This window comes from Nocardioidaceae bacterium, from assembly GCA_018672315.1.
Classification (GTDB): Bacteria; Actinomycetota; Actinomycetes; order Propionibacteriales; family Nocardioidaceae; genus TYQ2.
Map to the genome: position 1 here is coordinate 3,398,764 of CP076053.1, position 25,461 is coordinate 3,424,224.

General features: G+C 72.5%; 26 protein-coding genes. 12 read left to right on the forward strand and 14 right to left on the reverse strand.

Annotation, left to right across the window (positions count from 1 at the left end):
* Positions 1–112 precede the first annotated feature (112 nt).
* On the reverse strand, positions 113–1,495 hold the full coding sequence (locus tag KLP28_16285) for an NAD-dependent malic enzyme (protein QWC85060.1): 1,383 nt from the start codon (positions 1,493–1,495) through the stop codon (positions 113–115).
* A 79-nt stretch (positions 1,496–1,574) separates the two neighbouring features.
* Here KLP28_16285 and KLP28_16290 point away from each other — a divergent pair, with 79 nt between their 5' ends.
* The 4 genes from KLP28_16290 to KLP28_16305 all read left to right on the forward strand — a co-directional run bounded on the left by KLP28_16290 (position 1,575) and on the right by KLP28_16305 (position 7,985).
* Positions 1,575–2,459, forward strand: a complete 885-nt coding sequence (locus KLP28_16290; GenBank protein ID QWC85061.1) for an aldo/keto reductase — start codon at positions 1,575–1,577, stop codon at positions 2,457–2,459.
* Between the two features lie 207 nt (positions 2,460–2,666).
* Positions 2,667–6,062, forward strand: coding sequence for an ABC transporter ATP-binding protein/permease (locus KLP28_16295; protein ID QWC85062.1), 3,396 nt, complete (start codon positions 2,667–2,669; stop codon positions 6,060–6,062).
* A 68-nt stretch (positions 6,063–6,130) separates the two neighbouring features.
* A complete protein-coding gene (locus tag KLP28_16300) occupies positions 6,131–6,397 on the forward strand; it encodes a hypothetical protein (GenBank protein ID QWC85063.1) in 267 nt (88 codons plus the stop codon).
* 85 nt (positions 6,398–6,482) lie between these two features.
* Positions 6,483–7,985, forward strand: a complete 1,503-nt coding sequence (locus KLP28_16305; protein ID QWC85064.1) for an HNH endonuclease — start codon at positions 6,483–6,485, stop codon at positions 7,983–7,985.
* A gap of 26 nt (positions 7,986–8,011) precedes the next feature.
* On the opposite strand, the gene KLP28_16310 is transcribed toward KLP28_16305, so the two are convergent.
* The 3 genes from KLP28_16310 to KLP28_16320 form a co-directional block, all read right to left on the reverse strand.
* The gene (locus KLP28_16310) at positions 8,012–9,058 is read right to left on the reverse strand and encodes a hypothetical protein (GenBank protein QWC85065.1); all 1,047 of its coding nucleotides are present in this window, start codon (positions 9,056–9,058) and stop codon (positions 8,012–8,014) included.
* Positions 9,055–10,056 (reverse strand): hypothetical protein, encoded by a 1,002-nt coding sequence (locus tag KLP28_16315; GenBank protein QWC85066.1) that lies wholly within the window; start codon positions 10,054–10,056, stop codon positions 9,055–9,057. The genes KLP28_16310 and KLP28_16315 overlap by 4 nt, the downstream gene beginning before the upstream one ends.
* A 75-nt stretch (positions 10,057–10,131) precedes the next feature.
* Positions 10,132–10,878, reverse strand: a complete 747-nt coding sequence (locus tag KLP28_16320; protein ID QWC87051.1) for a sortase — start codon at positions 10,876–10,878, stop codon at positions 10,132–10,134.
* A gap of 80 nt (positions 10,879–10,958) precedes the next feature.
* Between KLP28_16320 and KLP28_16325 the strand changes: the two genes are divergently transcribed.
* Entirely contained in the window at positions 10,959–11,762 is an 804-nt protein-coding gene (locus KLP28_16325) for an alpha/beta fold hydrolase (protein ID QWC85067.1), read from the forward strand.
* Here the strand turns inward: KLP28_16325 and KLP28_16330 are convergent.
* Positions 11,728–12,573, reverse strand: a complete 846-nt coding sequence (locus KLP28_16330) for an alpha/beta hydrolase (protein QWC85068.1) — start codon at positions 12,571–12,573, stop codon at positions 11,728–11,730. The two genes, KLP28_16325 and KLP28_16330, sit on opposite strands and share 35 nt — an antisense overlap.
* A 98-nt stretch (positions 12,574–12,671) precedes the next feature.
* On the opposite strand from KLP28_16330, the gene KLP28_16335 reads away from it, so the two are divergent.
* Together KLP28_16335 and KLP28_16340 are read left to right on the forward strand one after the other, a co-directional pair.
* Positions 12,672–13,508: a hypothetical protein gene (locus KLP28_16335; protein ID QWC85069.1), complete on the forward strand. Its 837-nt coding sequence runs from the start codon at positions 12,672–12,674 to the stop codon at positions 13,506–13,508.
* A gap of 8 nt (positions 13,509–13,516) precedes the next feature.
* A complete protein-coding gene (locus tag KLP28_16340; GenBank protein ID QWC85070.1) occupies positions 13,517–14,023 on the forward strand; it encodes a hypothetical protein in 507 nt (168 codons plus the stop codon).
* Positions 14,024–14,031: 8 nt separating this feature from the next.
* Here the strand turns inward: KLP28_16340 and KLP28_16345 are convergent, their stop codons facing one another.
* The gene (locus tag KLP28_16345) at positions 14,032–14,520 is read right to left on the reverse strand and encodes a DUF3817 domain-containing protein (GenBank protein QWC85071.1); all 489 of its coding nucleotides are present in this window, start codon (positions 14,518–14,520) and stop codon (positions 14,032–14,034) included.
* Positions 14,517–15,233 carry a tetratricopeptide repeat protein gene (locus KLP28_16350; GenBank protein QWC85072.1) on the reverse strand — a complete coding sequence of 239 codons (717 nt, stop codon included), beginning with the start codon at positions 15,231–15,233 and terminating at the stop codon, positions 14,517–14,519. Before KLP28_16350 ends, KLP28_16345 begins: the two co-directional genes overlap by 4 nt.
* Before the next feature lie 259 nt (positions 15,234–15,492).
* Here KLP28_16350 and KLP28_16355 point away from each other — a divergent pair, with 259 nt between their 5' ends.
* The 5 genes from KLP28_16355 (at position 15,493) to KLP28_16375 (ending at position 19,230) form a co-directional block, all read left to right on the forward strand.
* A complete protein-coding gene (locus KLP28_16355) occupies positions 15,493–15,687 on the forward strand; it encodes a hypothetical protein (GenBank protein QWC85073.1) in 195 nt (64 codons plus the stop codon).
* A 332-nt stretch (positions 15,688–16,019) separates the two neighbouring features.
* Complete coding sequence (locus KLP28_16360; protein ID QWC85074.1) at positions 16,020–17,747, forward strand: carbon starvation protein A; 1,728 nt, start codon at positions 16,020–16,022, stop codon at positions 17,745–17,747.
* Positions 17,748–17,754: 7 nt separating this feature from the next.
* Positions 17,755–18,159, forward strand: coding sequence for a hypothetical protein (locus tag KLP28_16365; protein ID QWC85075.1), 405 nt, complete (start codon positions 17,755–17,757; stop codon positions 18,157–18,159).
* 26 nt (positions 18,160–18,185) lie between these two features.
* Positions 18,186–18,686: a hypothetical protein gene (locus KLP28_16370; GenBank protein ID QWC85076.1), complete on the forward strand. Its 501-nt coding sequence runs from the start codon at positions 18,186–18,188 to the stop codon at positions 18,684–18,686.
* Positions 18,687–19,020: 334 nt separating this feature from the next.
* Positions 19,021–19,230, forward strand: a complete 210-nt coding sequence (locus KLP28_16375) for a hypothetical protein (protein QWC85077.1) — start codon at positions 19,021–19,023, stop codon at positions 19,228–19,230.
* 2 nt (positions 19,231–19,232) lie between these two features.
* Here the strand turns inward: KLP28_16375 and KLP28_16380 are convergent, their stop codons facing one another.
* From KLP28_16380 to thiD, 7 genes are all read right to left on the reverse strand, one after another.
* Positions 19,233–20,264, reverse strand: coding sequence for an ATP-dependent 6-phosphofructokinase (locus KLP28_16380; GenBank protein ID QWC85078.1), 1,032 nt, complete (start codon positions 20,262–20,264; stop codon positions 19,233–19,235).
* A gap of 67 nt (positions 20,265–20,331) precedes the next feature.
* Entirely contained in the window at positions 20,332–20,757 is a 426-nt protein-coding gene (locus KLP28_16385; GenBank protein QWC85079.1) for a hypothetical protein, read from the reverse strand.
* Positions 20,758–20,859: 102 nt separating this feature from the next.
* Positions 20,860–21,663: a methyltransferase domain-containing protein gene (locus tag KLP28_16390; GenBank protein QWC85080.1), complete on the reverse strand. Its 804-nt coding sequence runs from the start codon at positions 21,661–21,663 to the stop codon at positions 20,860–20,862.
* The gene (locus KLP28_16395; protein ID QWC85081.1) at positions 21,660–22,574 is read right to left on the reverse strand and encodes a class I SAM-dependent methyltransferase; all 915 of its coding nucleotides are present in this window, start codon (positions 22,572–22,574) and stop codon (positions 21,660–21,662) included. Before KLP28_16395 ends, KLP28_16390 begins: the two co-directional genes overlap by 4 nt.
* Before the next feature lie 62 nt (positions 22,575–22,636).
* The gene (locus tag KLP28_16400) at positions 22,637–23,797 is read right to left on the reverse strand and encodes an ATP-binding protein (GenBank protein QWC85082.1); all 1,161 of its coding nucleotides are present in this window, start codon (positions 23,795–23,797) and stop codon (positions 22,637–22,639) included.
* A 65-nt stretch (positions 23,798–23,862) separates the two neighbouring features.
* Positions 23,863–24,624 carry a 3-oxoacyl-ACP reductase gene (locus KLP28_16405; protein ID QWC85083.1) on the reverse strand — a complete coding sequence of 254 codons (762 nt, stop codon included), beginning with the start codon at positions 24,622–24,624 and terminating at the stop codon, positions 23,863–23,865.
* Positions 24,611–25,453: a bifunctional hydroxymethylpyrimidine kinase/phosphomethylpyrimidine kinase gene (gene thiD / locus KLP28_16410; GenBank protein QWC87052.1), complete on the reverse strand. Its 843-nt coding sequence runs from the start codon at positions 25,451–25,453 to the stop codon at positions 24,611–24,613. The genes KLP28_16405 and thiD overlap by 14 nt, the downstream gene beginning before the upstream one ends.
* Between the last annotated feature and the right edge of the window lie 8 nt (positions 25,454–25,461).

The window sequence follows — 25,461 nt, forward strand, 5'->3', positions numbered from 1 at the left end:
GGCGGGTCGAGGGCAGGATCCACGGTAGACGATCCGCCGGAGTGCCCGGGGCTGTTTGCGCGACCTTGGAGGGGCTTGGGGCGAAATGCCGCAGCAGCCGGTCTCGGGGTGTTCAGTCCTTCTCGTCCCCCGCGATGGCCTCGGCGACGCTGGTGACCACCTGGGAGTCGAAGACGCTCGGGATGATGAAGCTCGCGTTGAGCTCGTCGTCGCCCACCACCCGGGCGATCGCGTCGGCGGCCTTGAGCATCATCTCGACCGTGACATCGGTGGCGCGGGCATCGAGAAGGCCTCGGAAGACACCGGGGAAGACGAGCACGTTGTTGATCTGGTTGGGATAGTCCGACCTGCCGCTGGCCACGACCGCCGCGTGACGGCCGGCCACCGCCGGATCGATCTCGGGGTCGGGGTTGGCGAGGGCGAAGACAATGGGGTCCGGCGCCATCGTGGGGATCCACTCCTCCGCGAGGATGTCGGGCGCGCTGACCCCGATGAAGACGTCCGCCCCCTGCAACGCCACGTCGAGCCCGCCGGTGAGGCGGCGCGGGTTCGTGCGTGAGGCGAGCTCGGCCATGGCCGGTGCCAGGGACGTGTCATCGCGGCTAAGCACGCCCTCCTTGTCGACCACGACGACCTCGCCCACCCCGCCGGCCAGGAGCAGGGTGACGATGGCCGAGCCGGCGGCTCCGGCGCCCGCGACCACGACGGTGACGTCGCTCAGGTCCTTCTCGACCACCCTCAGCGCGTTCTTCAACGCTGCGGTGACCACGATCGCCGTGCCGTGCTGGTCGTCGTGGAAGACGGGGATGTCGAGCATCTCCTGCAGGCGACGCTCGACCTCGAAGCATCCCGGCGCCGCGATGTCCTCGAGATTGATGCCGCCGAAGCCGGGCGCGATCATGGCGACGGCCTGCACGATGTCGTCGGGATCCTGGCTGGCCAGACAGATCGGCCAGGCGTCGATGTCCGCGAAGCGCTTGAAGAGCGCGGCCTTGCCCTCCATCACCGGCAGCGCCGCCCCGGGGCCGATGTTGCCGAGACCCAGCACGGCGGATCCGTCCGTCACCACGGCGACGGAGTTGCCCTTGACGGTCAGGCGGGGGACGTCCTCGGGGTTGTCGGCCAGCGCGCGGGAGACGCGGCCGACGCCGGGCGTGTAGGCCATCGAGAGGTCGTCACGGGTCTTCAGCGAGACCTTGGAGGACACCTCGATCTTGCCGCCGATGTGCAGCAGGAAGGTGCGGTCGGAGACCTTGTGGACGGTGACGCCGTCGAGCTCCTCGACCTTCTCGACGATGCGGTGGGAGTGCTCCTCGTTGCTCGCGGAGCACGTCACGTCGACGACCAGACGGTCGTGCCGTGACTCCGCCACGTCGATGGCGGTGACGACACCCTCGGCCGCTCCCACGCAGGTGGCGATCTGACCGACGACGTTGTAGTCGGTCGTCGTGTGCAGACGCATCGTGATCGAGTACGAGGAGGTGGTGGCGGCCATGGGAGAACTCAACCACCTCCGCCCCTTACCCGGGGGTAGCGCACGACTGGCCGGGCGCGGAGCGGGGCAGGGGAGGGGCATGCACACACGCACACTCGGCAACGACACCGTCGGCACCCACCAGGTCGGGGCGGTCGGCATCGGCTGCATGACCATGGACCAGGAGGGCCGCGCCCCTCGCGACCAGCTGCTCGCGACCGTGCGTGCCGCGGTCGATGCGGGCGTCACGCTCTTCGACACCGCGGACGCGTACGGGCCCGGCAAGCTGGGAGCCGGGGCGAACGGTGAGAACGAGCGGTTGCTCGCCTCCCTGCTCGACGAGGCCGGCGTACGCGAGCACGCGCTCGTGGCGACGAAGGCCGGCCACGTGCGCACCGATCCGGACGGCGGCTGGGACACCGACTCCTCCGCCGAGCACCTGCGTCACGCCGTCGACGCCTCGATCGAGCGGCTCGGCGTCGAGCACATCGACCTCTGGCAGCACCACCGGCCGGACCCCGACACCCCGTACGAGGAGGTGCTGCAGACGCTGAAGGCGATCCACGACTCCGGCAAGGTCCGCATGATCGGGCTCTCCAACGCCGATCCCGAGCAGATCAAGACCGCCCATGCGGTGCTCGGCAGCGCCCTGGTGAGCGTGCAGAACCAGTTCAGCCCCAAGTTCCGCTCCTCGGCGCGTGAGATCGAGGTCTGCGCGGACCTGGGCATCGCGTTCCTGCCGTGGTCGCCCCTGGGCGGTCTCAACGACGCGAAGGAGCTCGCCGAGAAGCACCCCGCCTTCGCCCGCGTCGCCGAGGAGCACGAGGTCTCCGCGCAGCAGATCGCGATTGCGTGGGAACTGGCCCAGGCCGACGTCGTCATCCCGATCCCGGGCGCCAAGCGGCCGGAGTCGATCACGGACTCGGCCGCGGCGGCGGACCTGCAGCTCACCGACGAGCAGCTCGCCGCGCTCGACGCCGACTGAACCGGCAGCACCGACGGCGCCCGCATGCGCCGCTTGCGATCGCGAAAATTCGGTCGACGGCGCACCTAGGGTGACGTGGTGTCTCGCAACGCCACCGGGTCTCTCGGGCGCCCCGGAATCGTCGGGCAAACGGCGGGTGAGTCGCGCCGTCTGGACCTGCGTCGCGTCGCCAACGGACGGTCGGTCGCAGCCCTCGGGCTGCTCGTCGTGTCCACGACGGCAGCGGCCTCGTCGACGGTGGTCGCGGGTCGCCTGGCCGAGTCCGCCACGGGCATCCTCGTCACCGTATTCGCGATGCTGGTCGTGGGCGGGGTGGTGCTGGAGAACGGCGCTCTCGTCGCCTGGTCCGCCGTCGTCGACCGTGCCGAGGGCAGGCTCCGCGCCGACCTGGTGGACGTCGTCCTCGCGCAACCGTTGGACGTCGCCGCCGAGCAGGCCGTCGGCGAGCTGCTGGACCGGGTCGATGACGACACGCACCAGGTCGGCAACCTGCTGCGGCGCGACGCGTGGCAGGCGCTGCGCACCGTCGCGGCGCTCGTGCCGCTGTGGGTGGTCGCGGGGCTGACGTGGACTCCTGCCTTCGTCCTCGTCCCTCTCGGCCTCGCGGCCGTCGTCTGGGTCGTCCGTTCCCGTCTCGCCGAGATCTCCGAGCGCAAGGTCGTGGAGGAGGCCGCGTGGACGGACCACGCCGCGATGGTCGAGGAGGGCATCGCGGCCCGCGACGACATCCGCTCCAGCCTCGGCCAGCCCTTCGTCGTGCGCCGTACCGCGGAGCTCGCGGCCGAGGTGCATCGCCGGTTCGTCCGTGTGCTGAACCTCGAGGCGGGCATCGGCCTGGCCACGGGCCTGCTCCTGCATGCGCTGCTGGCAGCGGTCGCGGTGGCGGGGGTGCTGCTCGTGGACGCCGGTCGCCTGGGAGTCGCGGAGCTGGTCACGCTGTTCCTCGTCTTCTCGCAGCTGGTGGGGCAGGCCGACTCCGCTGCGCGCCGGCTGCCCGAGCTGCAGAGCGGCTTCGGGGCCGTGCTGCGGCTGCGGGAACTGCTCGCGTCGCCGGCGGAGCCCGCGGGTGGGGCCGACCTCCCCGACGGAGACCTCGACATCTCGCTGCAAGGGCTGCGCTTCGCGTACCCCACGGGCGACTTCGCCCTGCGCGACCTCGACCTCGAGGTTCCCGCCGGCAGCACGCTGGCGCTCGTGGGGCGTACGGGCTCGGGCAAGTCGACGCTGGTCTCGCTGCTGTCGCGCGCCGCGGACCCGCCGCCCGGCACCGTGCTCCTCGGCGGTCTCGACATCACCGAGGTCGACCTGGCCACGCTGCGCCGGGAGGTGGGTGTCGTCACCCAGCGCACCGAGCTGCTTGCCGCCACGCTGGCGGAGAACATCACGTTGTGGGCGCCGGTGCCGCGCGCACGCGTCGAGGCCGCGGTCGCGGACCTGGGCCTCACCGCGTGGATCGCCGGTCTGCCCCGCGGTCTCGACACCCCGTTGGGACCCGGCGGGACGACCCTCTCCGCCGGTGAGGAGCAGCTGGTCGCGTTCGCGCGGCTCCTGGTGCGCGACGTACGCGTCGTGGTGCTCGACGAGGCGACGGCAAGGATGGATCCGGTGACCGAGGCCCGCGTCGTCGCCGCCTCCTCGCGACTGCTGCAGGGGCGTACGGGCGTGCTGGTCGCTCACCGGCTGGCGACGACGGACCGCGCCGACCTGGTGGCAGTGATGGAGGGCGGCCGGATCGTGCAGCAGGGGCCGCGGGCCGAGCTGGCGCGTACGCCGGGTCGCTTCGCGGACCTGGTGCGAGCTGCCGCGCGCGACGAGCAGTCACAGGCGGACGCCGCATCCGCGCCAGAGATCGGTGCTTCCACAGGGATCGGGTCGGGCTCACGACGGGAGGCCGCGCCGCCTCCAGCGCCGGTGCTGGAGCCGACGCCGTCCCTGGTGTCGGCCACGTGGCGGGCGCTGATGGTGAGGAAGCTGTGGGGGATCGCGACGGTGCCGTTCTTCCTCTTCTCGGCAGCCACGGGGGCGTTCGGCGCGGCGACGGCGTGGCTGTGGGGGAACCTGGTCGCGGGGCTGCAGGACGGGGCGGACCCGACGCGTCTGCTGGTCGCCGTCGGCGCCTCGCTGCTGGTGGCTCCGTTCTTCCTGTCGGCGGGGATCTGGCTGTACCCGCGCTGGTGGGTCGAGGTGCTGCTGCGCGTACGCAACGCCGTGCTGGTCGGGCAGACCCGCACGCGACGGTTGCGCCGCGACCCGGCAGGCGAGGTCGTCGGGCGGGCGATGGACGCCGACCGCTACGTGCACTACTGCGACCTGTGGGTCGACCTGACCAACGGCGCGCTGCTGGTGGTGCTCACGGCAGCGCTGGCGGGAGAGCCGCTCGCCGGTCTCGTGCCCGCGTCAGTGCTGCTCGCGGCTGCTGGCGCGTCGTGGGGTGGTCGGGCGGTCGCGGGGCGATCCGAGAGCCGGGCCTCGACGACCCGCGCCGGCTTCGGTCGCTCCCTGGTCTCGGTGCTGGAGTCGCTGCGCACCATCAAGCTGGCCGGCGCGACGGCGTACGCCCGCGGCCACCTCGCCGATGTCGACGGCGGGCGCGTGGAGGCTGCGCTCGTGGAGCACCGCGTGCGTGCGCTGCTCGACGCGGTGCCGCGGCTGATGGTGCAGACCGGCGCGGTGGTCGCCTGGCTGGGTCTGCTGCTGGGCTGGTGGGGGCTGCCCACCGCGCTGCTGCTGGCGTCTTCCATCGCCGGGTTCGAGTTCTTCGGACGGGTCGCCGGTGCCGTGGTCACCCAGGCGCCGGGCACCCGGGCCTGGATCGAGGCCACTTCGGCCTTCGGCGGGGGAGGCCAGCTGGTCGACCTGCCGGAGGGAGTCGACCTCGTCGCGGGCGCTGCTCCGCCGCCGCATCCGCTGGACCGGACGCCGGCAGCGACATGGCAGGTGCACGACCTGACGGCCGTCCACGACGACGGCACGGTCGGAGTGCGCGGGGTCTCCCTGACTCTGGATCCTGGCCAGCTGGTCCTCTTGCTCGGCCCGGTCGGCTCCGGCAAGTCGAGCGTGCTCGCCGCGCTGGCGGGCCTGGTCTCCTGGACCGGCGAGGTCTGCCGCGACGGCACCGCGATCACGGATGCGGAGCGCGAGCTGCGGCCGCCGCACGTAGCGTACGTCGCGCAGGTGCCACGGGTGCTGTCCGGAACGTTCGAGGACAACGTCGCGATGCACCACGACCGGCCTGTGGCTGCGGCGCTGTCGGCAGCGCGGCTGGACGAGGACGTCGCTGACGCCGGCGGACCCAAGGCACGTGTCGGGCACCGCGGCGTACGCCTGTCCGGCGGCCAGGTGCAGCGCCTGGCCCTCGCTCGGGCGCTCGCCTGCGAGCCCGACCTGCTGCTGGCCGACGACGTGTCGTCGGCGCTGGACGCGGCAACGGAGATCGAGCTCTGGGACACCCTGCGTGCGCGCGGCGGCACGGTGCTGGCGTCGACGTCCAAGCGCGCAGCCTTGGCGCGGGCCGATCGGGTGGTCGTGCTCGACGCAGGCGAGGTCGTCGGAACGGGCACGTGGAGCGAGCTCGAGGAGGAGTGGGGGCACCTGGCCGGGTGACGGGCAGCTGGAGGTGCGGCGCCGAGGCGTCTGCAGGCGCCCTGGCCGCATGCCGTGCGCACCTCGCCGTGAGCACTGGCAGGCACGATGCAGGACATGACGCGCCACGCGTACGTCACGAGCCTGCTGCCCTCGGATCCGCCGCGGCCTTCGCCAGGGTCCTGGCCGTCGCCGACGCCCCGGGGCCCGCCGCGCTCTACGTCGGAAGCCGTCCGGCGCATCGGCACGTCACGCTGGTGCTCGGGCGCGCCGCGCAGCTGGCCGGCACGATCGCCACTCTCTCCGTCCCCGCCGCTCGACTGCAGTACCGGTGGTGCGTGCCCTCGGAGCCGTGACCCCGTGGGAGGTGTTGTCCACACCTCGAGACGTGCAGGGCCGATCGCGTCGGAAGTGTCGGTGGTCGTCCCTAGCGTTGTCCTCGTGATCGAGTCCCTGCCCGTTCCTGAGACGCCGCGCCTGCTGGTCGCGGCGCTGCAGGGCGTGCAGGTCCAGCAGGCCGGTGTCGAGCTGCGCCGCGCGCAGCTGGTGCTGGCCTGGGCCGACGCGCACCCCGGGGACCACCTCGTGTCCGACGGCACCGCGCCGATCGCGTGGCACGGTGAGCCCGACCATCAGGCCGGCGCGGGTGCAGGCCCGGCGCTGGGTGGTGAACGAGCGGTGCAGCCGGGCGGGGCCGGAACACCTCTGGTGGCCGAGTTCGCGTTGGCTGAGCTGGGTGCCACGTTGGGGCTGTCGGTCGCGAGCACCCGTCGTTTGGTCGGTGACCTCCTCGAGCTCCGTCACCGGCTCCGTGGCTGCTGGGCACGTGTCGAGGACCTCCAGGTCCCGCTGTGGCGGGCCCGCCGCGTCGCCCAGGCCACCCTGGACCTGCACCCCGAGGTCGCCGCCGCGGTCGACGCCCAGGTCGCCGACCGGGTCCACACCCTCGGGCCCGCAGCGATCGACCAGGTCGTGACACGCACCCGCCACCGACTCGACCCCGAGCAGGCCCACGCGCTGCTGGACCGCTGCGCCCAGACCCGCGGGGTGCGGGTCTTCCTCGGCGACGGCACTCACACCCTCACCGCGGACGTCGCCGCGACCCTGGACCACCTCGATGCCCTCGACCTCGAACGCGCCGTCGCCGCCGGCGCCGCCGCACTCGCCGCAGCCGGGTCCACCGAGTCCCTCGACGTACGCCGCGCGAAGGCCCTCGGCGCACTCGCCCGCGGCGACCAGATGCTCCTGGACGAGTCCGCAGTCCAGGAGACCGACACCGGCACTCGCTCGGGGGTGGTGGCGCTGCCGCGGGCGTCGCGTGAGGTCGTGCTCCACGTCCACCTCTCCGAAGCCGCGCTCGGCGACCCCGCCGCGGCCAGCATCGCGTGGGTCGAGCAGGGTCCGCTGCGGCAGGTCCCCGTGGAGCTGGTGCGGCAGTGGTGCGGTGCTGCGTCCACCACCCGCATCACCCTGCGTCCCGTCCTCGACCCCGATGCTGAACTCACCAGCGACGGCTACGAGCCGTCGACCCAGTTGGCCGAGCAGATCATCATCCGCGACACCGGGTGCGTGTTCCCCGACTGCACCCGCCCGGCCCGCTCCTGCGACCTGGACCACCTGCACCCCTATACGGCCGGCGGGCAGACGAACTCAGCGAACCTCGCCCCGCTGTGCCGGTTCCACCACCGCCTCAAGACCCACGGCGGGTGGGCCTACGCCCGCACCGGGCCCGGTGCCTATGAGTGGACCTCTCCGCACCGCCAACGATTCCTCGTCACCACCCGCCCCGGAGGACCACCGCAGACCAGACGCCTCGCCGGGCTCCCCGGAGGCCGCGACGGACCCGCCACCATCCGCATCGACCCACCACCCCCACCAGCCCTGCCGGCCGAGCACGTCCCCGTACATGCGCCGGCACGAGAACGCACACCCGCACCCTTCTGAGCGCCATGTGCTCGGCCGGGTCCGGGCTACGAGGCGCGCAGCCCGAGCGAACGCGAGAAGGCTCGGCGCACCGCGAAGGAGTAGGTCGAGGGAATGTGCCCCAGCTTGTCGCGGAAGACGTAGAGGCGCCGCGAGACGATCGGGCAGCGGTCGCGCAGGCACAGGAAGTCGTTCATGTTCAGGTACTGTGCGCCGCCTGCCGTCGCCGCACTCGACGTCATGCTCAACAGCTTGAGCGTGTGCGGCGTCAGTCGCTGCTCGCAGCGGCGCATGGAGGCGTCGCGTCGTTGCGCGCAGCGGCCGGGCTGGGAACGGCGAGTGGTGGAGTCCCCGAGGACGACGACCCGGGCGCCGCTCGCACGCAGCGTCTCGACGGTCGCTCGGATGCCTTCCTGCCACTGCCGGTCCCACGCGGCACTCCGGCGTGACGGCTCACCGTTGTCGTCGAGCAGCTTGAGCCACGTGTGGGAGGCCACCACAACAAGGTCGTGGGCTCCCGCAGCGATCTCGTCAGTCGCCCACCGGGCCCAGTCCGAGCACTCGGTCCACGGCTGTCCCTCGCGGTACTGCTGAGCGCGATAGGGCAGACAGCCGTACTTCACGTACGGCTCGATCCGCATCCCGAGGCGCTCGGCCTCGGGCTCCAGACCTGCCAGCCACATCGCCATGTGGGAGTTGCCCAGCACGGCGACGCTGACCGGGGAGTCGACGGCACCGCGCGGGCACAGCTCATGACGCGACTCGCCACGGTCGGCGGTGCACCGCGGCGGCAGGGTGCGTACGTCCCGAGCCAGGTCGGCGTCGGCCGGTCGCGTACGTGCCGGGATCGGCCGGCCACGGTCCGCCGCCCTCAGGGCACGCCGCAGAGCCCGCACGACACCGCTGCGCGGCCCCGGGGGTCGTACGTCCACGATCCGCGCAGCCGACGTCTGCTCGGCAGCCGTGGCCGTCGTCGTACCTCCGCCGGTCGAGGTCTGGTCCGCGGCGAAAGTGGCGGGCGCCCCGCTCGGCAACACGGCCAGCACGACCGCCAGCAGCGCGACCAGTGCGGTCGACGTGACCCGCGCCCTCACCGACGCAGTCCGATCGACGTAGCGAAGGCACGACTGATCTGCCGTGAGTACGTCGCCGTCAGGTGCCCCCACTTGTCACGGAAGACGTAGCTGCCGCCCGCGACGATCGGGCACCGGTCCTCGATGCAGGTGAAGGCGTTCATGTCGAGGAACTCCGCCCCGCCGCTGGTCGCGCCGCGCTCGGTGAGTCGCAGCAGCTGTCGCGTACGACCGACCATCGTCACCTCGCACAACCGCATGGTCGGTCCGGGGCGTCGGGCGCAGTCGCCGGGATTGTCCCTGCGCGTGAGTGCGTCGCCGAGCACGACGACCCGGTCCGCGGAACGTCCCAGCCGACGTGCGGTGCGCTCCACGCCCGTCTGCCACGTGCGGTCCCACGCACGACCCTTCGGCATCTGACCTCCGTTGGGTCCCTCGAACTCCAGCCAGGTGTGCGCCGCGGTGACGACCAGGTCGGGCTTCATCCGCTTGATCTTGCGCAGCGCCCAGTCACGCCAGTTCGAGCACTCGGGCCACGGGCTGCCCTTGCGCCACATCTCGAACATGTACGGCGCGCAGCCGTACTTGATGAACGGCACGAGGCGGACGCCCTCACGGCGCGCGTGGTACTCCAGGCCCGCCAACCACATCGCCATCTTGGAGTTTCCGAGCACGACCACCGTGTGGTCGGAGCCGGTGCGTCCGCGGGCGCAGATGCGGTGTCGGGTCTCGCCCGGGTCCGCGGTGCACGCGGGGGAGAGGGTGCGGGTGTCACCCACGAGGTCGACACGGCCCGGTTCGGTGCCCGCAGGGATGCGGCGGTTCGCGTCGGCGGCGCGCAACGCGCGACGCAGGTCGCGGACGACCGCGCTGCGCGCCCCGGGCGGCGTCGCCGAGAAGGTGGACCCGGACGACGGTGCGTCCGCAGCCTGCGCGGTGACCGGCAACAGCGGCAGCCACAGGGCGAGCACCACGAGAGGCACGAGCGTGAGCCGGCGTACGGTAGGACGAGAAGTCACGGGGCTCCCGAGGGCGACGTGAGGCTGGCCGAGGCCAGTGGGCCGCACGAGGGTACCCCTCCGCGAGCGTGGAGGTCAGCCCTCGATGGTGCGGACGAGCACACCGATCTTGTCGATGCGGTTCTCGGGGTTGTCGAACTCGTCCGACCAGTAGTTGCCCTCGGCGTGGTCCTCCAGCGTCCGGCACGTCGACAGCGTCACCATCGCGCGGGTCGGCTCGACGCCCGGTCGACCGGGGACGGCGGCGCGCTGCTCGCGCAGCGACTCGGCGCTGCGGAAGCTGGTGATGCGGGTGCGGCGCACCGCGTACACGTAGGTCGTGTCCCCGGCCGCGACGCGGATGCGGTCCCCCCGACCGAGGTCGGGCAGGTACTGGAAGATGCCGCCGGCCGAGAGCCGGTGGGCGGTGACCTGGTAGTTGCCGACACCGCCGGGCCCGGCGCCGCCGCGGGGCCCGGTGGGGCTGGCCGCGACGCCGCCGTTCCGGATGTCGGTGCCCTCGGCGTCGTCGGTGAACCCGCGGTAGGACACGACCTGCACGTCCCGGATGCCCAGCGCGGGGATGCTCAGCAGCGCGTCACGGGCGCGGCCGTCCGAGGGCTGAGCCTTCGGTGGTTCCAGGTCGTCAGCCGGTACGGCCTCGGGCGTGGCCTCGATCGGTGTCGCCTCAGGGGCCGGCTCCTCCACCGCGGCCGTGTCCACCGTCCGCACGGTCTCGTCCGGCCCGGCGTCCGACGCGGTGTTCGGCCCGGCGTCCGCGCAGCCCAGCACAGGCGCGAGCACCGCGGCGGCGGCGAGGGCGCGCACCCGCGAACCGGACATGACGGACATGACCTCGAGCGTACGCAGACCGCGGTTGCCCAGCGGCCGCCCGCCACCGCGCAGCGCCTAGGGTTCGTCCCGTGGCCGAGCACGAGCACCGCGACGACCCGCTCCACGTCCGCGAGATCGGGGACTCCGGCGAGCGGGTGATCTTCCTGCACGGCCTGTTCGGGCAGGGCAAGAACTTCACGACCATCGCGAAGGACCTGCGGCCCGACCTGCGCTCGACCCTCGTCGATCTCCCCAACCACGGTCGGTCCGCGTGGACGGACTCCGTCGACTACGTCGCCACCGCGGACGTCATCGCTGCCTGGTGGCGTGAGACGTACGCCGAGCCCGCACACCTCGTGGGTCACTCCATGGGCGGCAAGGTCGCGATGGTGCTCGCGCTGCGGCACCCCGATCTCGTGGACCGTCTGGTGGTGGTCGACATCAGCCCCACGCAGAGCGAGGGCACGGGTGAGTCCGGGGAGTTCGCGCACCTGCTCGACTCGCTGGCCGCCCTCGACCTCGCGACGCTCGAGCGTCGCGGTGAGGCCGACGAACGACTCGCGGAGCGGGTCGACGACGCCCGCGTACGCGGGTTCCTCCTGCAGAACCTGCACCAGCAGGGCGAGGAGTTCTCCTGGCGCGCGAACCTCGACCTGCTGCGGGAGGGACTCCCCGTGATCGGCGGCTTCCCCGAGCTCGACGCGACCTTCGACCACCCCGTGCTGTGGATCGCGGGGGAGCGGTCCGACTACGTCCAGGACGCGCACGACCCGGCGATGCGGGCGCTGTTCCCGCGGACGCGCCAGCTCACCATCAAGGGCGCCGGTCACTGGGTGCACGCGGAGCGCCCCGAGGCATTCACCGCGTCGCTGCGGGTCTTCCTGACTGCCTGAGGCCGCCCTCGACCGCGGTCTCCAGCTGCGCGCGGAACCGCGCCGGCCAGGTCGCGACGTGCGCGGGTGACTCGGCGACCACCAGCTCGCTCCCCGCGATCAGCGACTGCAGACGTCGGGCCGAGTCCAGGGGGTGGGTCGGGTCCTCGGTCCACGCGAGCAGCAGCGTCGGCACCCTCAGACCGGCGACGGCCTCGGGCGCGGGAAGGTCGCTGAGCGCGGCGCCGCGCAGCACCGTCGGGAGCAGCTCGGCGGCGACGTCGGGCGGGGTGAGCGGGTGGTCGGCCACCGCCGGGGGTCGCGGTGCCAGCTCGCCCGCCGCGAGGAACGCCTCGACGCCCTCTGTCTCGACGAGTCGGGCGGACTCCTCGTACGAGGCCGCCTGCGCGGCCCGCGACTCCCAGACCGTCGGAGGGACGGTGAGGGTGAGACCGGTGAACCGCTCCGGCTCGCGCACCGCGGCGTGCAACAGCGTGGCCGCACCCATCGACGGCCCGACGCCGTGCACGGGTTGGTCCCCGAAGGTCAGGTCGAGGACCTCGAGCAGATCGCTCGCCAGGTGCTCCCAGGCGAAGTCCGCGGGTCGGTCGGTCCCGTCGAGGGCGCCGGTGGAGCGACCGTGACCTCGCGCGTCGTAGGACAGCACGCGCGCTCGTGACGCGTCCTGCACGACCTCGCGGGCCAGGTCCAGCCCCAGCTGGGTCTCGCGCAGCCTGCTGGAGGTCAGCCCGTGCAGCTGCACGACCGCCGGGCCGCTGCGTCCCTGCACGTCGCGGGCGAGACGCGCGTCGCGGACCGTCAGGGAAGGCATGGTCCAGCGTAGGACCGGTCCGCCCTCATCCCGACACCCCGCGTGCCGATCGTGAGCGAGCACACGTACGCAGCCGGTCCGGCACCTAGAGTGACGACGTGCGGCTGACGAGCGTGGCCCTGATGACGCTGCCCGCCGGGCGCGTGCACGGCCTCACGCTGACGTGCCGGCGCGGCACCGAGACCCTGCCGATCTCCTTCGACCAGCGACGTCATGTCGGTCTCGTCGACCGCCCCGGGTCCTGGATGGCCGTCTCCGCGCGACTCCCACGCGACACGCCCGGTGGCACCCCGGGTGAGACCCCCGGTCGTCTGGCTGCCGCGTGGCTCGCCGTGGTCGCCCGGCACCCGACCTTCCGTTCGGCGTTCGCCCGCACGGATGACCGGCTGCTGCTGCACCGGCTGGAGGTGCTCGACGCGCACTGGGTCGATCACGGCGCGGGTGAGGACGAGGAGCAGACGCGCCACCTGGTGCGGCAGGTGCTCGACGCGACCTGCCGACCGTACGCGGAGCCGTCACACCGTCTGCTGCTCATCGACCCGCACGACGCGGCCGAGTCCCCCGTGGTCGTCGTCGGGTCCGACCACGCCCACGTCGACATGTGGTCGATGCTCGTGGTGCTGCGTGACCTCGTGACCGCCTGGGCCGACGGCCCCGACCGCCTCGGTCCGCGTGCCGCGGACTTCGCGGACCACACCTCCGCGCTCGCGGCCCTGCCGCCCGCGCCGGCGTCCGTACGCCACCGTTGGTGGCGCGCCCTCGCCGCCGGGGGCGACGCCATGCCGTGCTTCCCCCTGCCGCTCGGCGAGGTGACCGCGCCCGTGCCCGAACGGCTCGTCGTGCGCGACGTCCTCGACGCCGACGAGGCAGCGGACCTCGAGGCGTACGCGCGCGCGCCCACGGCGCCCGCCCGGCCACCGTGGCCGTCTCGGTGATGACGGCGGTGACCCGGGACCTCGCGCAGGCACCGCTGCGGGCGCTGTTCCCCGTGCACAGCCGGCACGACGCGGGGTGGCACGACGCGGTCGGGTGGTTCATCACCAACTCGGTGCTGGAGGTCGCGGACCCCGACCTGGATGCGTCCGGGGAGGCCCTCGCGGCCGCGGTCGTGCTCGGGTCGTGGCCGTTGGCCGACGTGCTCGCCCCGTACGGCGACATGCCCGTGGCCCCCGGGCTGTTCGCCCTGTCCTGGCTGGACCTGCGACGGCTCCCCGTCGACGTCGACACCCTCGCCCTGGACGCACAGTTCGTGGGCGCCGTGATCGAGACCGACGGCGTCATGGTCTGGTTCGTCCTGACCGCCGCGGGCCTGCACCTGCGCTGCCGCTACCCCGGCACGCCGGAGGCCGAGCAGTCGGTGACCGCGTGGCTCGACGCCGTCGTCGCGGGTCTGCGTTCCGTCGCCCACGGCGAGCGGACTGTCGCCGTCGCCGAGCTCGTCGAGGGGTGAGCCGCCGGTCAGCCGACCGGCGGACCGACCAGGAGAGCGACGCCGGTGAGCACCGCCACGCCGGCGACGCCGACCAGCAGCCCCCGGCCGGGGTGGCGTACGCCCGGTGCCAGCAGCCTGTCGAGCCGCGTCGTCGGCGCCTCCGTGCGGAGACGCCACCGCTCGGGCAAGGCGCCCCGTCGCTCGAGGACCAGGTCGACGGGCACGGTGACCAGCGGGGGGATGCTGCTCGCCAGCACCAGCACCGTCCGACGCAGACCCCACCGTGCATCGATCGCGACGGCGACCGTCGTGACGACGAACGCGATGAAGGCGATGCCGTGCAGCATGCCCCCGACCGACACCACGGCGTCCGTGGTCTCGCTGACGTACTTCAGGTACATGCCGACCAGCAGCAGCGTCCACGTCACGGCCTCGGTCACCGCGACGACCCGGAAGAGCCGGCGCGGGGCCGGTGCGGCGCGGTCGGTGCCCACCTCAGCGGTGGAGTGGCTCATGCGCCGGCCTTCACGGCGGCCTCGACCCGGCGGACGGCAGCCCCGTGCACCGCGTCGCCCGTCATGGCCTCGGCCAGACGCAGGTGCGGCAACGCCTCGGCCTGCCGCGACTGCCGCTCGAGGCTGCGTCCGAGTGCGTGACGCGCCCACGCGTCGCTCGGGTCGTCCTCGACGAGACGGGTGAGCTCGGACTCCGCCCGTTCCAGCTGCGCCCGCATCAGGAACGCCCAGGCGCGCAGGGACCGGAGGCCACGGTCGGCGGGGGAGACGTCCAAGGCCGGCTCGATGATCTCGAGCGCCGCGGCGGGCTCACGCTCGACCAGGAGCGCGTGCGCGTCACGGTAGGTGGACCCCGGACTTCCTGCCCCGGCGGAGCCCGATGACAGGGGGGAGAGGGAGGCGTACTCGTCGGCGTCGCTCACGCCGGTCGAACGTACGCGGCGACCCGAGCTATTCCACGGGGCGTGGGGCGAGCGCGTCCGTCCGTCGGAGCTCCGCGCGACAAGCGCGCTCGAGACGACGTTGCGTACGCCACCGCGTGAGGACCCCCGGTGTCGCACCGAGTCCCACCACACCTCGCGCCCCGACGACGTGCAGGTCCGAGCCCTCCCGAGGCCCGTGCCAGGACCACTGGCTCCACCGCTCGCGGTCCGGCGACTGCGCGCGGCCGTACAGCGTCGCGGGTCCGTCGGGGACCGCAGCACGCGGCGCATCGAGAGGAGTCGGACCACGGTGGTCGGTGGTGAGCCCGTCCGGCCTCGGCACCGCAGCGAGATCCAGCGGCCCTCCCGCCCGGGAACCCGCCCCCTCTGCGTCGACGACGAGCAGGTGATCCGCGGCAGCGGTGACCGGGAGGTCCCGTACGGACCGCGGGTGCAGCCGCACCAGCAGCCGCGGGAGGTACCACCAGTGCTCCCGGCGGAGGATCGGCGAGTCGGCGAGCAGCCGCGACGGCGGCCACCGTCGCAGCTCTTGGTCGAGCAGCCGGTCGACGAACTCGTGCCCCTCGGTGTCCGGGTCGACGTCGACATCGCACTCCAGCGCACGCCGCACGGCGACCTCGCCCGCGACCGCCTCCAGCACCAGCGTCGCCCGTCCGCCCGTCGCCAGCGAGCGGGCGTCGGCCGCCTCCGCGTACGTCAGCGCGATAACCAGCGTGCCGGCTGACGGTCCCTCCCTCGTGGCGTCGGCTGCGGTGTCGAGGAGGGGGAGCACCCCGCGTACGCGAGGCCACGGGCCGTCGGCGTCTGCGGGACGCCACGCGAGGTCGGCGAGTCCACCGCGACGGGCGGCGCGGACGGCGTCGGCGACCACGGTGGGCTCAGCGGGCTCAGCGGGCTCAGTGGGGTCGGAGGGGTCGACAGGGGGCACCTGTCCACCGTAGGGGGCCGCTCGTCCACCCCCCGGGTGTTGCGTGACGGGCACCACTCGTTGCAGAGTGCATCGTCCGATGCGTGAGCCCGGCACCCGCCGGCCGCGTGCGGCCAGGAGGGGATCTCGTGCCAGCCATCATCGTCGCCGCCGTCGTCGCGGTGCTCTTCAGCCTCGGGTACCGCTACTACTCGCGCTACCTGCAGCAGTCCGTGTACGGCATGGATCCTGCTTTCGTCACCCCGGCGCACGCCGTCGACGACGGCGTCGACTTCGTGCCGACCAACAAGCACGTCGTCTTCGGCCACCACTTCACCTCGGTCGCGGGCGCGGCTCCGATCGTGGGCCCTGCCATCGCCGCGTTCTGGGGCTGGGGCCCGGCCCTCGCCTGGATCGTGGTCGGCACGATCTTCGCGGCCGGCGTGCACGACATGGGCTCGTTGGCCGTCTCGGTGCGCCAGGGCGCCCGCAGCATCGGCACGATCGCCAGCGAGGTCATCAGCGCGCGGGCGCGCACGCTGTTCCTGCTGATCATCTTCTTCCTGCTGACCCTGGTCAACGCGGTCTTCGCCGTCGTCATCGGCAACCTCTTCGTCGCCTATCCCGAGGCGGTCCTGCCGATCCTGGTGCAGATCCCCCTCGCCATCGGCATCGGCCAGCTGATCTACCGCACCCGCTCGGCGGCCCTGATCCCCTCGCTGGTCGGCGTCGTGCTGCTGTACGTGCTCATCGCCGTGGGGCAGGTGCTGCCACTGGACATCACCCCGGTCGGCGAGCTCGTCGGCATGGAGCCGCGCAACGTGTGGGTGGTGCTGCTGTTCGTCTACACCTTCGTCGCCTCGCGGCTGCCGGTGTGGCTGCTGCTGCAGCCGCGCGACTACATCAACTCCCACCAGCTGTTCATCGCCCTGGGCGTCATCGGTCTCGGCATCCTCGTCGGCATGGACCGCATCGTCGCGCCGGTGCTCAACGACGTGCCCGAGGGCTCACCCTCCATCCTCCCGTTCCTGTTCATCACGATCGCCTGCGGTGCGATCTCCGGCTTCCACTCGCTGGTCGCGTCGGGCACGACGGCCAAGCAGATCGACAAGGAGGAGGACGTCCGCTACGTCGGCTACATGGGCGCGGTGGGCGAGGGATCGCTCGCCGTCGGCGCCCTGCTCGCGGTGACCGCCGGCGTCGCCGCGAGCCGCGCCGACTGGGACGCGCTCTATCCCGACTTCACCACCGCCAGCGACGGCGCGGTCGGCAACTTCGTCGAGGGCACCGCGCAGTTCGCGGCGAACCTCGGCGCGCCCGCCGCGATCGCCGCGACGTTCGCCGCGGTCGTGGTCATCTCCTTCGCCGCCACCACGATGGACACCGGCGTACGCCTCCAGCGCTACGTCGTCCAGGAGATCGCCGAGCTCGCCGGGTGGAACACCCTCGCGCGCAACCTCACGCTCTCGGGGCTCGTCGCGGTCGCGGTGCCGATGGTGATGGCACTGCTGCCCGGTGGCGGCGAGGACGGCTACACCTTCGGCGTCCTCTGGCAGCTGTTCGGCACGACCAACCAGCTCACGGCCGGGTTGGCGCTCGCCGTGATCGCGGTGTGGGTGACCCGCAAGGGCTCGAACGCGCTCGCGACGCTCGTCCCGCTGGTGTTCCTGCTCGTGATGACCTCATGGGCCCTGGTGGCCAACCTCCTCAACTTCGTCGAGGCGGGCCAGTGGGTGCTCGCCCCCTTGGACGGCGTCATCTTCGTGCTGGCGATCTGGCTCGTCGTCGAGGCCTTCGGGGCGCTCCGCAAGGCGCGTTCGGGTCAGCTCGGTCCGGTCCCGGAGGTCGAGGCCACGCCGGAGAGCGCCGGGCGGTGAGGCGCCCGTGACGGTGCGGGTGGTCGTCGTACGCCCCTGGGTCGAGGCCCACGGGGGCGGCGGGTGCTGCGGGGGCACGGTGCGCGACGGCGTCGCGCCCGCTCCGCTCGCCCTCGCGGGGCCGCGTACGCGCGACCACGGTGGTCCGACGAGCGAGGTGTACCGACGCCTGCGTCGGGACCACCCCGGGGTGGACGTGCAGGTCACGCCGGCCGACAACGTGTGGCTGCTGGGCTGGGCGTTCCGTCGTGTCCGCCCCGAGCGCGGCCCGCTGCACGCCGCGCGGGCGGCGAGCGTGGCCATGCGACCCGGTGCGGTGCTCGTCGACGGCGTCGCCGTCGCCAGCGTCGAGGACGGGGGAGCGGCGGTCAGCAGCGCCGTGGCCCAGGCACTGGGCGAGGTCCGGGCCTAGGGAGCCGCACGAGGCATCATGGTCGCGTGATCGGTGACCGGTGGGGCGTGTCGGGGGAGGAGACGGCGCGGACGTACCCGTGCGACCGGCTGGTGCCCTCACCGGCCATGGAGGCGTGGCGGGGGATCACCGTCGACGCCCCCGCGGAGCACGTGTGGCGGTGGGTCCGCCAGATCCGGCTCGCGCCGTACTCCTACGACTGGATCGACAACCTGGGTCGCACGTCGCCGCGAGAGCTCCGCGACCTGGACGACCCGCGGGTCGGCGACCCGTTCCTGGCCTGCGCCGGCCGGCCGCTCGGCGAGGTGCTGGCGGTCGACCCCGGTCGCGAGCTGACCGGTGAGATCCTCGGGGCCGTGATGTCGTACGTGCTGGTGCCCGTGGGCGCCCGGCGGACGCGGCTGCTGCTCAAGATCGTGATGCGGCGTCACCGGTGGGCCGCCCCGGCGGTCAGCGTGGGGGACCTGGTCATGGCCCGCAAGCAGCTGCTCACCTGGAAGGAGCTGGCCGAACGCCTCCCCGCCTGAGACGCACGCCGGGCCGGTCACCTCGCGGTGACCGGCCCGGCGGAGCGGAGCTCGCGTGTCAGCGAGCGTTGCGCTTGGTGTCCAGGAACCACGGCTCGAACGCCGCGGTGAACTGGTCGATAGCGTGGAAAGCCTTGCGAATGCGGGTCATGAGACGCACCTCCTGGTGGAGTCGTGGATGGCGGATCGCCTCCGCCCTGTCATGAGCCAACCGGCTCAACACTCATGTTGCCACGCCGTGACGTCATGGGCAATCCGAACGAACACTCGTGGGGGAGAGGTGCGCCACACCGGCGGCCGCGTGCGGACGGCAGGTCGTGGATACGTTCCTCTCATGACTCCGGAACTGCCCCAGGACCCCGATGCGACCGCGTACCACGACCCGGGACTCGACGAGGGTCACGACGACTCCGCGGAGCGCTCGGCGGCCCTGGACGCGATGCCCGAGGGCAACGCGGAGACCGGTGACCAGGTCGACCGGGAGGCCTTCGACATCGAGCAGGATGCCGAGGAGGACACCGGCCAGGACACCGGCCAGGACTGAGGTCAGCGACCGAAGAGCGCCTTGGCCTCGTCCCAGCGGTGCTGCGGAACCGTCTTCAGCCCCGTCAGGGCCTCGGCGAAGTCGACCCGCTCGATCTCGGTGCCGCGGAGCGCGACCATCTGACCCCAGGCACGGTCGTTGACCATGTCGGTCGCGGCCATGCCCATCCGGGTGGCGAGCACCCGGTCGTATCCCGTCGGGGCACCGCCGCGCTGCACGTGGCCGAGCGTGGAGCCACGGGTCTCGATGCCGGTCAGGCGCTCGATCTCGGCCGCGACGAAGTCCCCGACCCCTCCGAGCCGGGGCCGGCCGTCGAGCTCGACGCCCTTGCCGTTGACGACCTCCCCGTGGCCCTCGGGGATGAAGCCCTCCGCGACGACGACCAGGGGAGACCGGCCGCGCTCGTGCACCTCCCGCACCCAGGTGCACAGCTCGGCCGTGGTCACGCGCTGCTCGGGGATCAGCACGGCATGGGCTCCAGCGGACATGCCCGAGTGCAGGGCGATCCAGCCGGCGTGCCGACCCATGACCTCCGCGACCATGCAGCGGTGGTGGGACTCGCCCGTCGTGCGCAGGCGGTCCATGGCGTCGGTCGCGATGGCGACGGCGGTGTCGAACCCGAAGGTGTAGTCGGTGCCGGCCAGGTCGTTGTCGATGGTCTTCGGCACGCCCACCACCGGCAGGCCGGCGTCGGAAAGACGCTTCGCACCGGCCAGGGACCCCTCGCCGCCGATCGCGATGACGGCGTCGATGTCGTGCCGCTCGAGGTTGGCGCGGATCGCCTTGACACCACCCCCCGACGCGTCGATCGGATTGGTCCGCGAGGTGCCGAGAATCGTGCCGCCGACGCCGGCCAGGCCGCGCACACGCGTCCGGGGGAGCGCCATGACGTCGCCGTCGAGCAAGCCGCGCCAGCCGTTGCGGATGCCGACCATGTCGTGCCCGAACGTCTTGACGCCGCGCAGCACGGCGCCGCGGATGACGGCGTTGAGCCCCGGGCAGTCACCGCCGCTGGTCAGGAGTCCGATCCTCATGGCAGCACCTTCTCAGATGCCGAGGAGGGCTCCCGCAGGCCTCGGACGGCCGCCGGGTGATGACCACCTAGCGCAGCACGCTGCGCGCGACGCCCGCCGGAGTGGTGAGCGTGAGCAGCTGCGAGGCCTTGCGTACGCGACGGGAGTCGGCAGTCAGCGCCGCGAGGTTGAGCACGCCGTACGCAAGCGCCGTGCCGCCGACCTTGAGCTGGGCGGTGCGGTCGGCACCCTGCGGCGCGAGGACTGCGGCGTCGAACACGTCGAAGAACATGCGGGCCTGCATCGCGCGACGGACCTGGTGCCGGTCACCGAAGACACCCACCGAGCTGATGGCCGCGTCGCGGATGCCAAGGGCGTACGCGATGCGCTTGCCGGTCTCGGTCCTGTCGGCCTTCCACCCGAGCGCCTGCGGCAGGTGCGCCGGCTCGGCGAAGCAGTAGCCGGCGTACGCCGCGGTGGCAGCGCTGAGGGTTCGGCTGAAGATCATCGTCATGCTCAGGACCGTAGCCACCTGGGAGCCCGCGCAATCAGCCTTCAAGGGTGGGTGGTGGCCGGCTCCTGCAAAGCGCCGATAATATGCATTATGTCAGTTCGTCTAGATCTGACCACGCCCCCGGCCCCCCTGCCGACTGCGCGGCCTCGCGGTGATGAGCCAGGTCGCGTACGCCGCCTCGAACGGCTCCTGCGGCTCGAGCACACGCTGGAGCTCCGAGAACAGATGATCACGATGCTGCCGGTCGAGCCGGATGTGGTCGCTGTGCGTGGCGACGCGGCCGATCCACTGCTCCGCCGTCATGACCTCGGTCCACTCGTAGCGATGCGTGGAGACGACCTCGATGGCGGCAGCAGCCTCGAACTGGTCCAGGTTCGGCTCGACGACGCCGGTGGGCGGCTCGATCTCGAGCTGCGGCGCCAGCCGTCGATAGAGCGCCAGGTGGTCGTCCTGGCACGGCAGCGACCGCGGGTAGTTCCAGCAGCAGGCCAGGAGACCGTCCGGGCGGAGCAGGGAGACAGCCTTCTCGAAGGCGCCCTCCGGGTCCAGCCAGTGCCATGCCTGCGCGCAGGTGATCAGGTCGAACGAACGTCCAGCGGGGTCCCAGTCCTCGAAGGAGTCGACATCGACATCGAGGCCGTGCTCACGGGCGACCCTGGCCATCCCGGCGTCGATCTCGAGACCCAGCACGTCCATCCCCCGCCGCGCCAGGCCCATGCTCAGGCGTCCGGTGCCGCAGCCGATGTCGAGCAGGGTCGCGTCCGACCCTGGGGCCATGGCTCCGAGGTCGTCGAACATCCCGTCGGGGTAGCCCGGTCGGAACCTGTCGTACGCCTCGGCGACGGAGCCGAAGGACTCGGCACGCTCACGATCGCGGAAGACCTCTTCGGTCTGCGGTGTGCTCACGGTCGGTGAGCCGCCCTCGCCACGACGGTCCACGTCAGCGGGACGCGTTCGCGGTCGACGCCGGGCCAGGCCCAACCGCCGGCCACCTTCACCATCCGCGGGCTGAACTGCCACGGCAGCACGTCGTCCTCGTGCATCGCCACGATCGACAGGCCGGCGCCGACGAGGGCGTTCAGCACCTCGCTGATGGAGTGCGGGTAGTCGTAGTGACAGGAGTGCTCGACCGTGCCGTCGCCGACGTAGCTGCCAGCGTCGTCCCACTCCCGGGCGCGGCCGTTCGGGAAGTAGCGGTACGCCGCGGTGAGGCCGGGGGCATGCTCGTCGAGGGTGTCCATGAAGGGGTGGCCGTCGCGGAAGTAGAACAGCGCCCCCGGCCCCAGCAGGGCTGCGATCTGCTGTGCCCAACGGTCGAGGTCCTCGAGCCAGCTGATGGTGCCGATGCTGGTGTAGACGACGTCGAACTCCCCCGACACCGCCGCCCGCGCGTCCAGCACGTCGGTCTCGACCCACGCGGTGCGCTCGGCGACACCCGCTCGCTCGGCCAGCGTCGCCGTCGACGCCAGCGCCGCAGGCGAGAAGTCGACCCCGACCACCCGTGCCGCGCCCGCACGTGCCAGGGAGACGGTGTCGGTACCGATGTGGCACTGCAGGTGGCAGACCTCGAGACCGTCCAGCGGCCCCTCCCCCAGGTGCTCGGCGAGCCGTTCGAGGTCGTACGTCACCACGTCGCTCAGATGCGCGGGGTCGTCGAAGTCGTCGAGACCGTAGGCCACCTCGTGGATCGACACCCGGTCCTGCCAGTTGGCCAGGTTCGCGGCTCGCGCGTCCGCCCACGCGACGGGCGCACTCGACGCGCGCAGCGTCTCCCCCACGGGATCGAGCCCGTCCGTCCGAGAGGTCTCAGCGTCCACCGCGCGAGCGTACGCCCGACGCGTGCGGCCGCAGCAGGGTCAGGAGTCGGACGGTGCCGTCCTCAGACGTCGAGCCGGGAGCGCAGGAAGTCGCGCATGTAGGGAATGGTGAAGCGCAGGTATCCGCGGCGGCTCGGCTCGACGAGTCCCGCGACGATCAGCCGCGACCGGTAGCGCGAGACGTACCCGTGGTCCCGGTCGAGCCGCCGCTGCACGTCGGCGATCGAGGACTCGGCCTCGTCGGCGGCCATGGCGGCGAGGAAGCTGCGGTCCTTCTCCGACAGGTCGTTGACCGCCGGCTCGTGCAGCGCGAACCACGACTCCGAGATCGCCTCTGCCACCCCGACCCGCGCGTGCTCCGTCGTGATCCGCGCACTGCGCGTGTCCTGCCTCCAGGCCCTGTCCCCCACGACCTGGATGAGGTACGGGTAGCCCAGCGTCGCCTCCGCCATGAGCGCGAGCGCCTCCTCGGAGACCTCGCGGCCCGCGTCCCGGATCGGCAGACGCAGCGCGTCGCGCGCCGCGACCTCGCTCAGCGGGGCGAGCACGAAGCGGCGCGCGCGACGCAGGAAGGTCGAGACGTCAGCGGTGAGCAGGTCCTGCACCGCGGCCGGCAGGCCGGCGGCGGCGAACGCGACCGGACGGTCCTCGCGGAAGGCGTGCTGCACCACCGTGGCCAGCTGGGCGACCTCCTCACGGGCGGCCCCGGCGTGCACCTCGTCGAGCGTGAGCATGATGCCGGTGCCGTGGTCCTCGAGCGCCTCGGTGAGGGCGTTGAGCTGTGGCCGTACGCCCCCTCGGCTCGACGCCGGCGGGTTGTCGATCTGCAGACCACCGAGCCCCGCCGGCAGTGTGATACCTCGCAGCCTGGGCCGGGTGCCCGGCGCGGGCGCCTGACGCAGCACGTCGGCCACCTCGGGCAGGCCCTCCTCGGCCAGACGCTGGAGCAGCCCCGGGGTCGCGGTCTCGGAGACGACGACCCAGCCGCGCTCGCGTGCGAGCGCCTCGGCCTCGTTCAGCACCACGGTCTTGCCGATGCCGCGGTTGCCGGTGATGAGCGCCGCGCGCCCGGCGGCTCCCGGGCCGCTGTCGAGCGCGTCGGCGATCTCGTCCAGCACCGCGTCGCGGCCCGTCACCAGCGGCGGGTTGGACCCGAAGGACGGCCGGAAGGGGCTGCGCGACGTCGTACGCAGACGGCCCTGCCGTTCATCATCCTTCATCATCTGGGCATGCTTTCATCAATCTTCATCAGATGTCGAGGCTGCGCCCCGAGATTCTGCGCCGGCCCTCAGTTCATGACCAAGCCACCGTCGACGACCAGGTTCTGGCCGGTGATCGCGCGAGCCCACGGCGAGAGGAAGAACACGACGGCGTCCGCGAGCTCGTCGGGCGTGACGACGCGACGCAGCGGCGTGGTGTCGGCGATCAGGTCGAAGACCGCCTCCGGCGTCGCGACGCTGGCATCGGTGGTGCGCAGGAGGCCGCCCGAGACCATGTTCACGGTGATCTGGTCGGGACCCAGGTCGGCGGCGAACGTACGCGTGAACGACAGCAGAGCCGCCTTCGCGGCGGTGTAGTCGTGGTAGGGCACCACCGGGTTCTGCAGCAGGTTGGTGCCGATGTTGACCACACGGCCGTCGCCGGAGGTCCGCAAGCCCGGCAGACAGGCCCGCACCGTGTTCAGGGCGCCGCGGAGACTTCCTGCCAGCTGCGACTCGAAGGCGGGCCAGTCGATGACGTCGGCGGTAGCTCGGTCGTCCCCGTCGAAGGAGAAGTCGGCGAGCGCGTTGTTGACGACGGTGTCCACGCGGCTCCCGAGCTGAGCTTCGGCCCGCTCCACCATGCTGGCGACCTGCTCGCGGTCGGTCACATCGGCCCGCACGGCGACGGCGCGGTCGCCCAGCTCGCCTGCCAGATCCTCCGCGGTCTCGCGGCTGCGGCGGTAGTTGACGACGACCCGGGCGCCCTCGCGCGCGACGGCGCGGGCGATGGCCCGGCCCAGTCCGCGACCGGCGCCGGTCACCAGCACGGTTCGGTCAGACAGCTGCATTCGCGCGGCTCCCTCGGGAGGTCGGGTCGAGCTCGTACAGATGGTGGACGGGCCCGTTTCCCCGGCCGACGTGCAGCCGGTCGGCGCGCGCGATCGCCTCGGCGAGCCACTGCTTGGTGCGTCGCAGCGCCTCAGGCCACGAACCGTCGACGACGCGACGGGTGGCCATGGCCGAGGACAGCGAGCAGCCCGTGCCGTGGGTGTTGCGTGTGCGGACGCGTCGACCCTCGACCTCGACGATCTCGCCGGGAAGGGCGCCCCGCGCGTCGACCAGGGCGTCCGGACAGTCGGCGCCGTCGAGGTGACCGCCCTTGGCGAGCACGACCGTCCCCGTCGAGGAGGAGAGCGCCCGGGCCTGGTCGAGAGCGAGTGCCCACGTCGTGGCCACGGGTGCGTCGATGAGCACGGCGAGCTCGTTGAGATTCGGCGTGACGAGATCGGCGAGAGGCACCAGGCCCCGCAGCGCCTCCTCGGCGGCGGCATCGAGCAGCCGGTCGCCGCTGGTGGAGACCATCACCGGGTCGAGGACGACCACGGGGGGCTGCGCGCTCCCCAGCCATGTCCGCACCTCGTCGACGGTCTCCTCGTTGCCGAGCATCCCGATTTTCACGGCATCGATGTCGACGTCGTCGCTGACGGCATCGAGCTGCTCGCGCAGGAAAGCCGGCGGCGGGGTGTGCACGCTGCATACGCCCCTCGTGTTCTGCGCGACGAGCGCGGTGACCACCGCCATGCCGTAGCCGCCGTTGGCTCCGATGCTCTTGAGGTCCGCCTGGATTCCGGCACCACCCGTGGGGTCCGTGCCCGCGATGCTCAGGACCCGGGGCACCCGTCCGT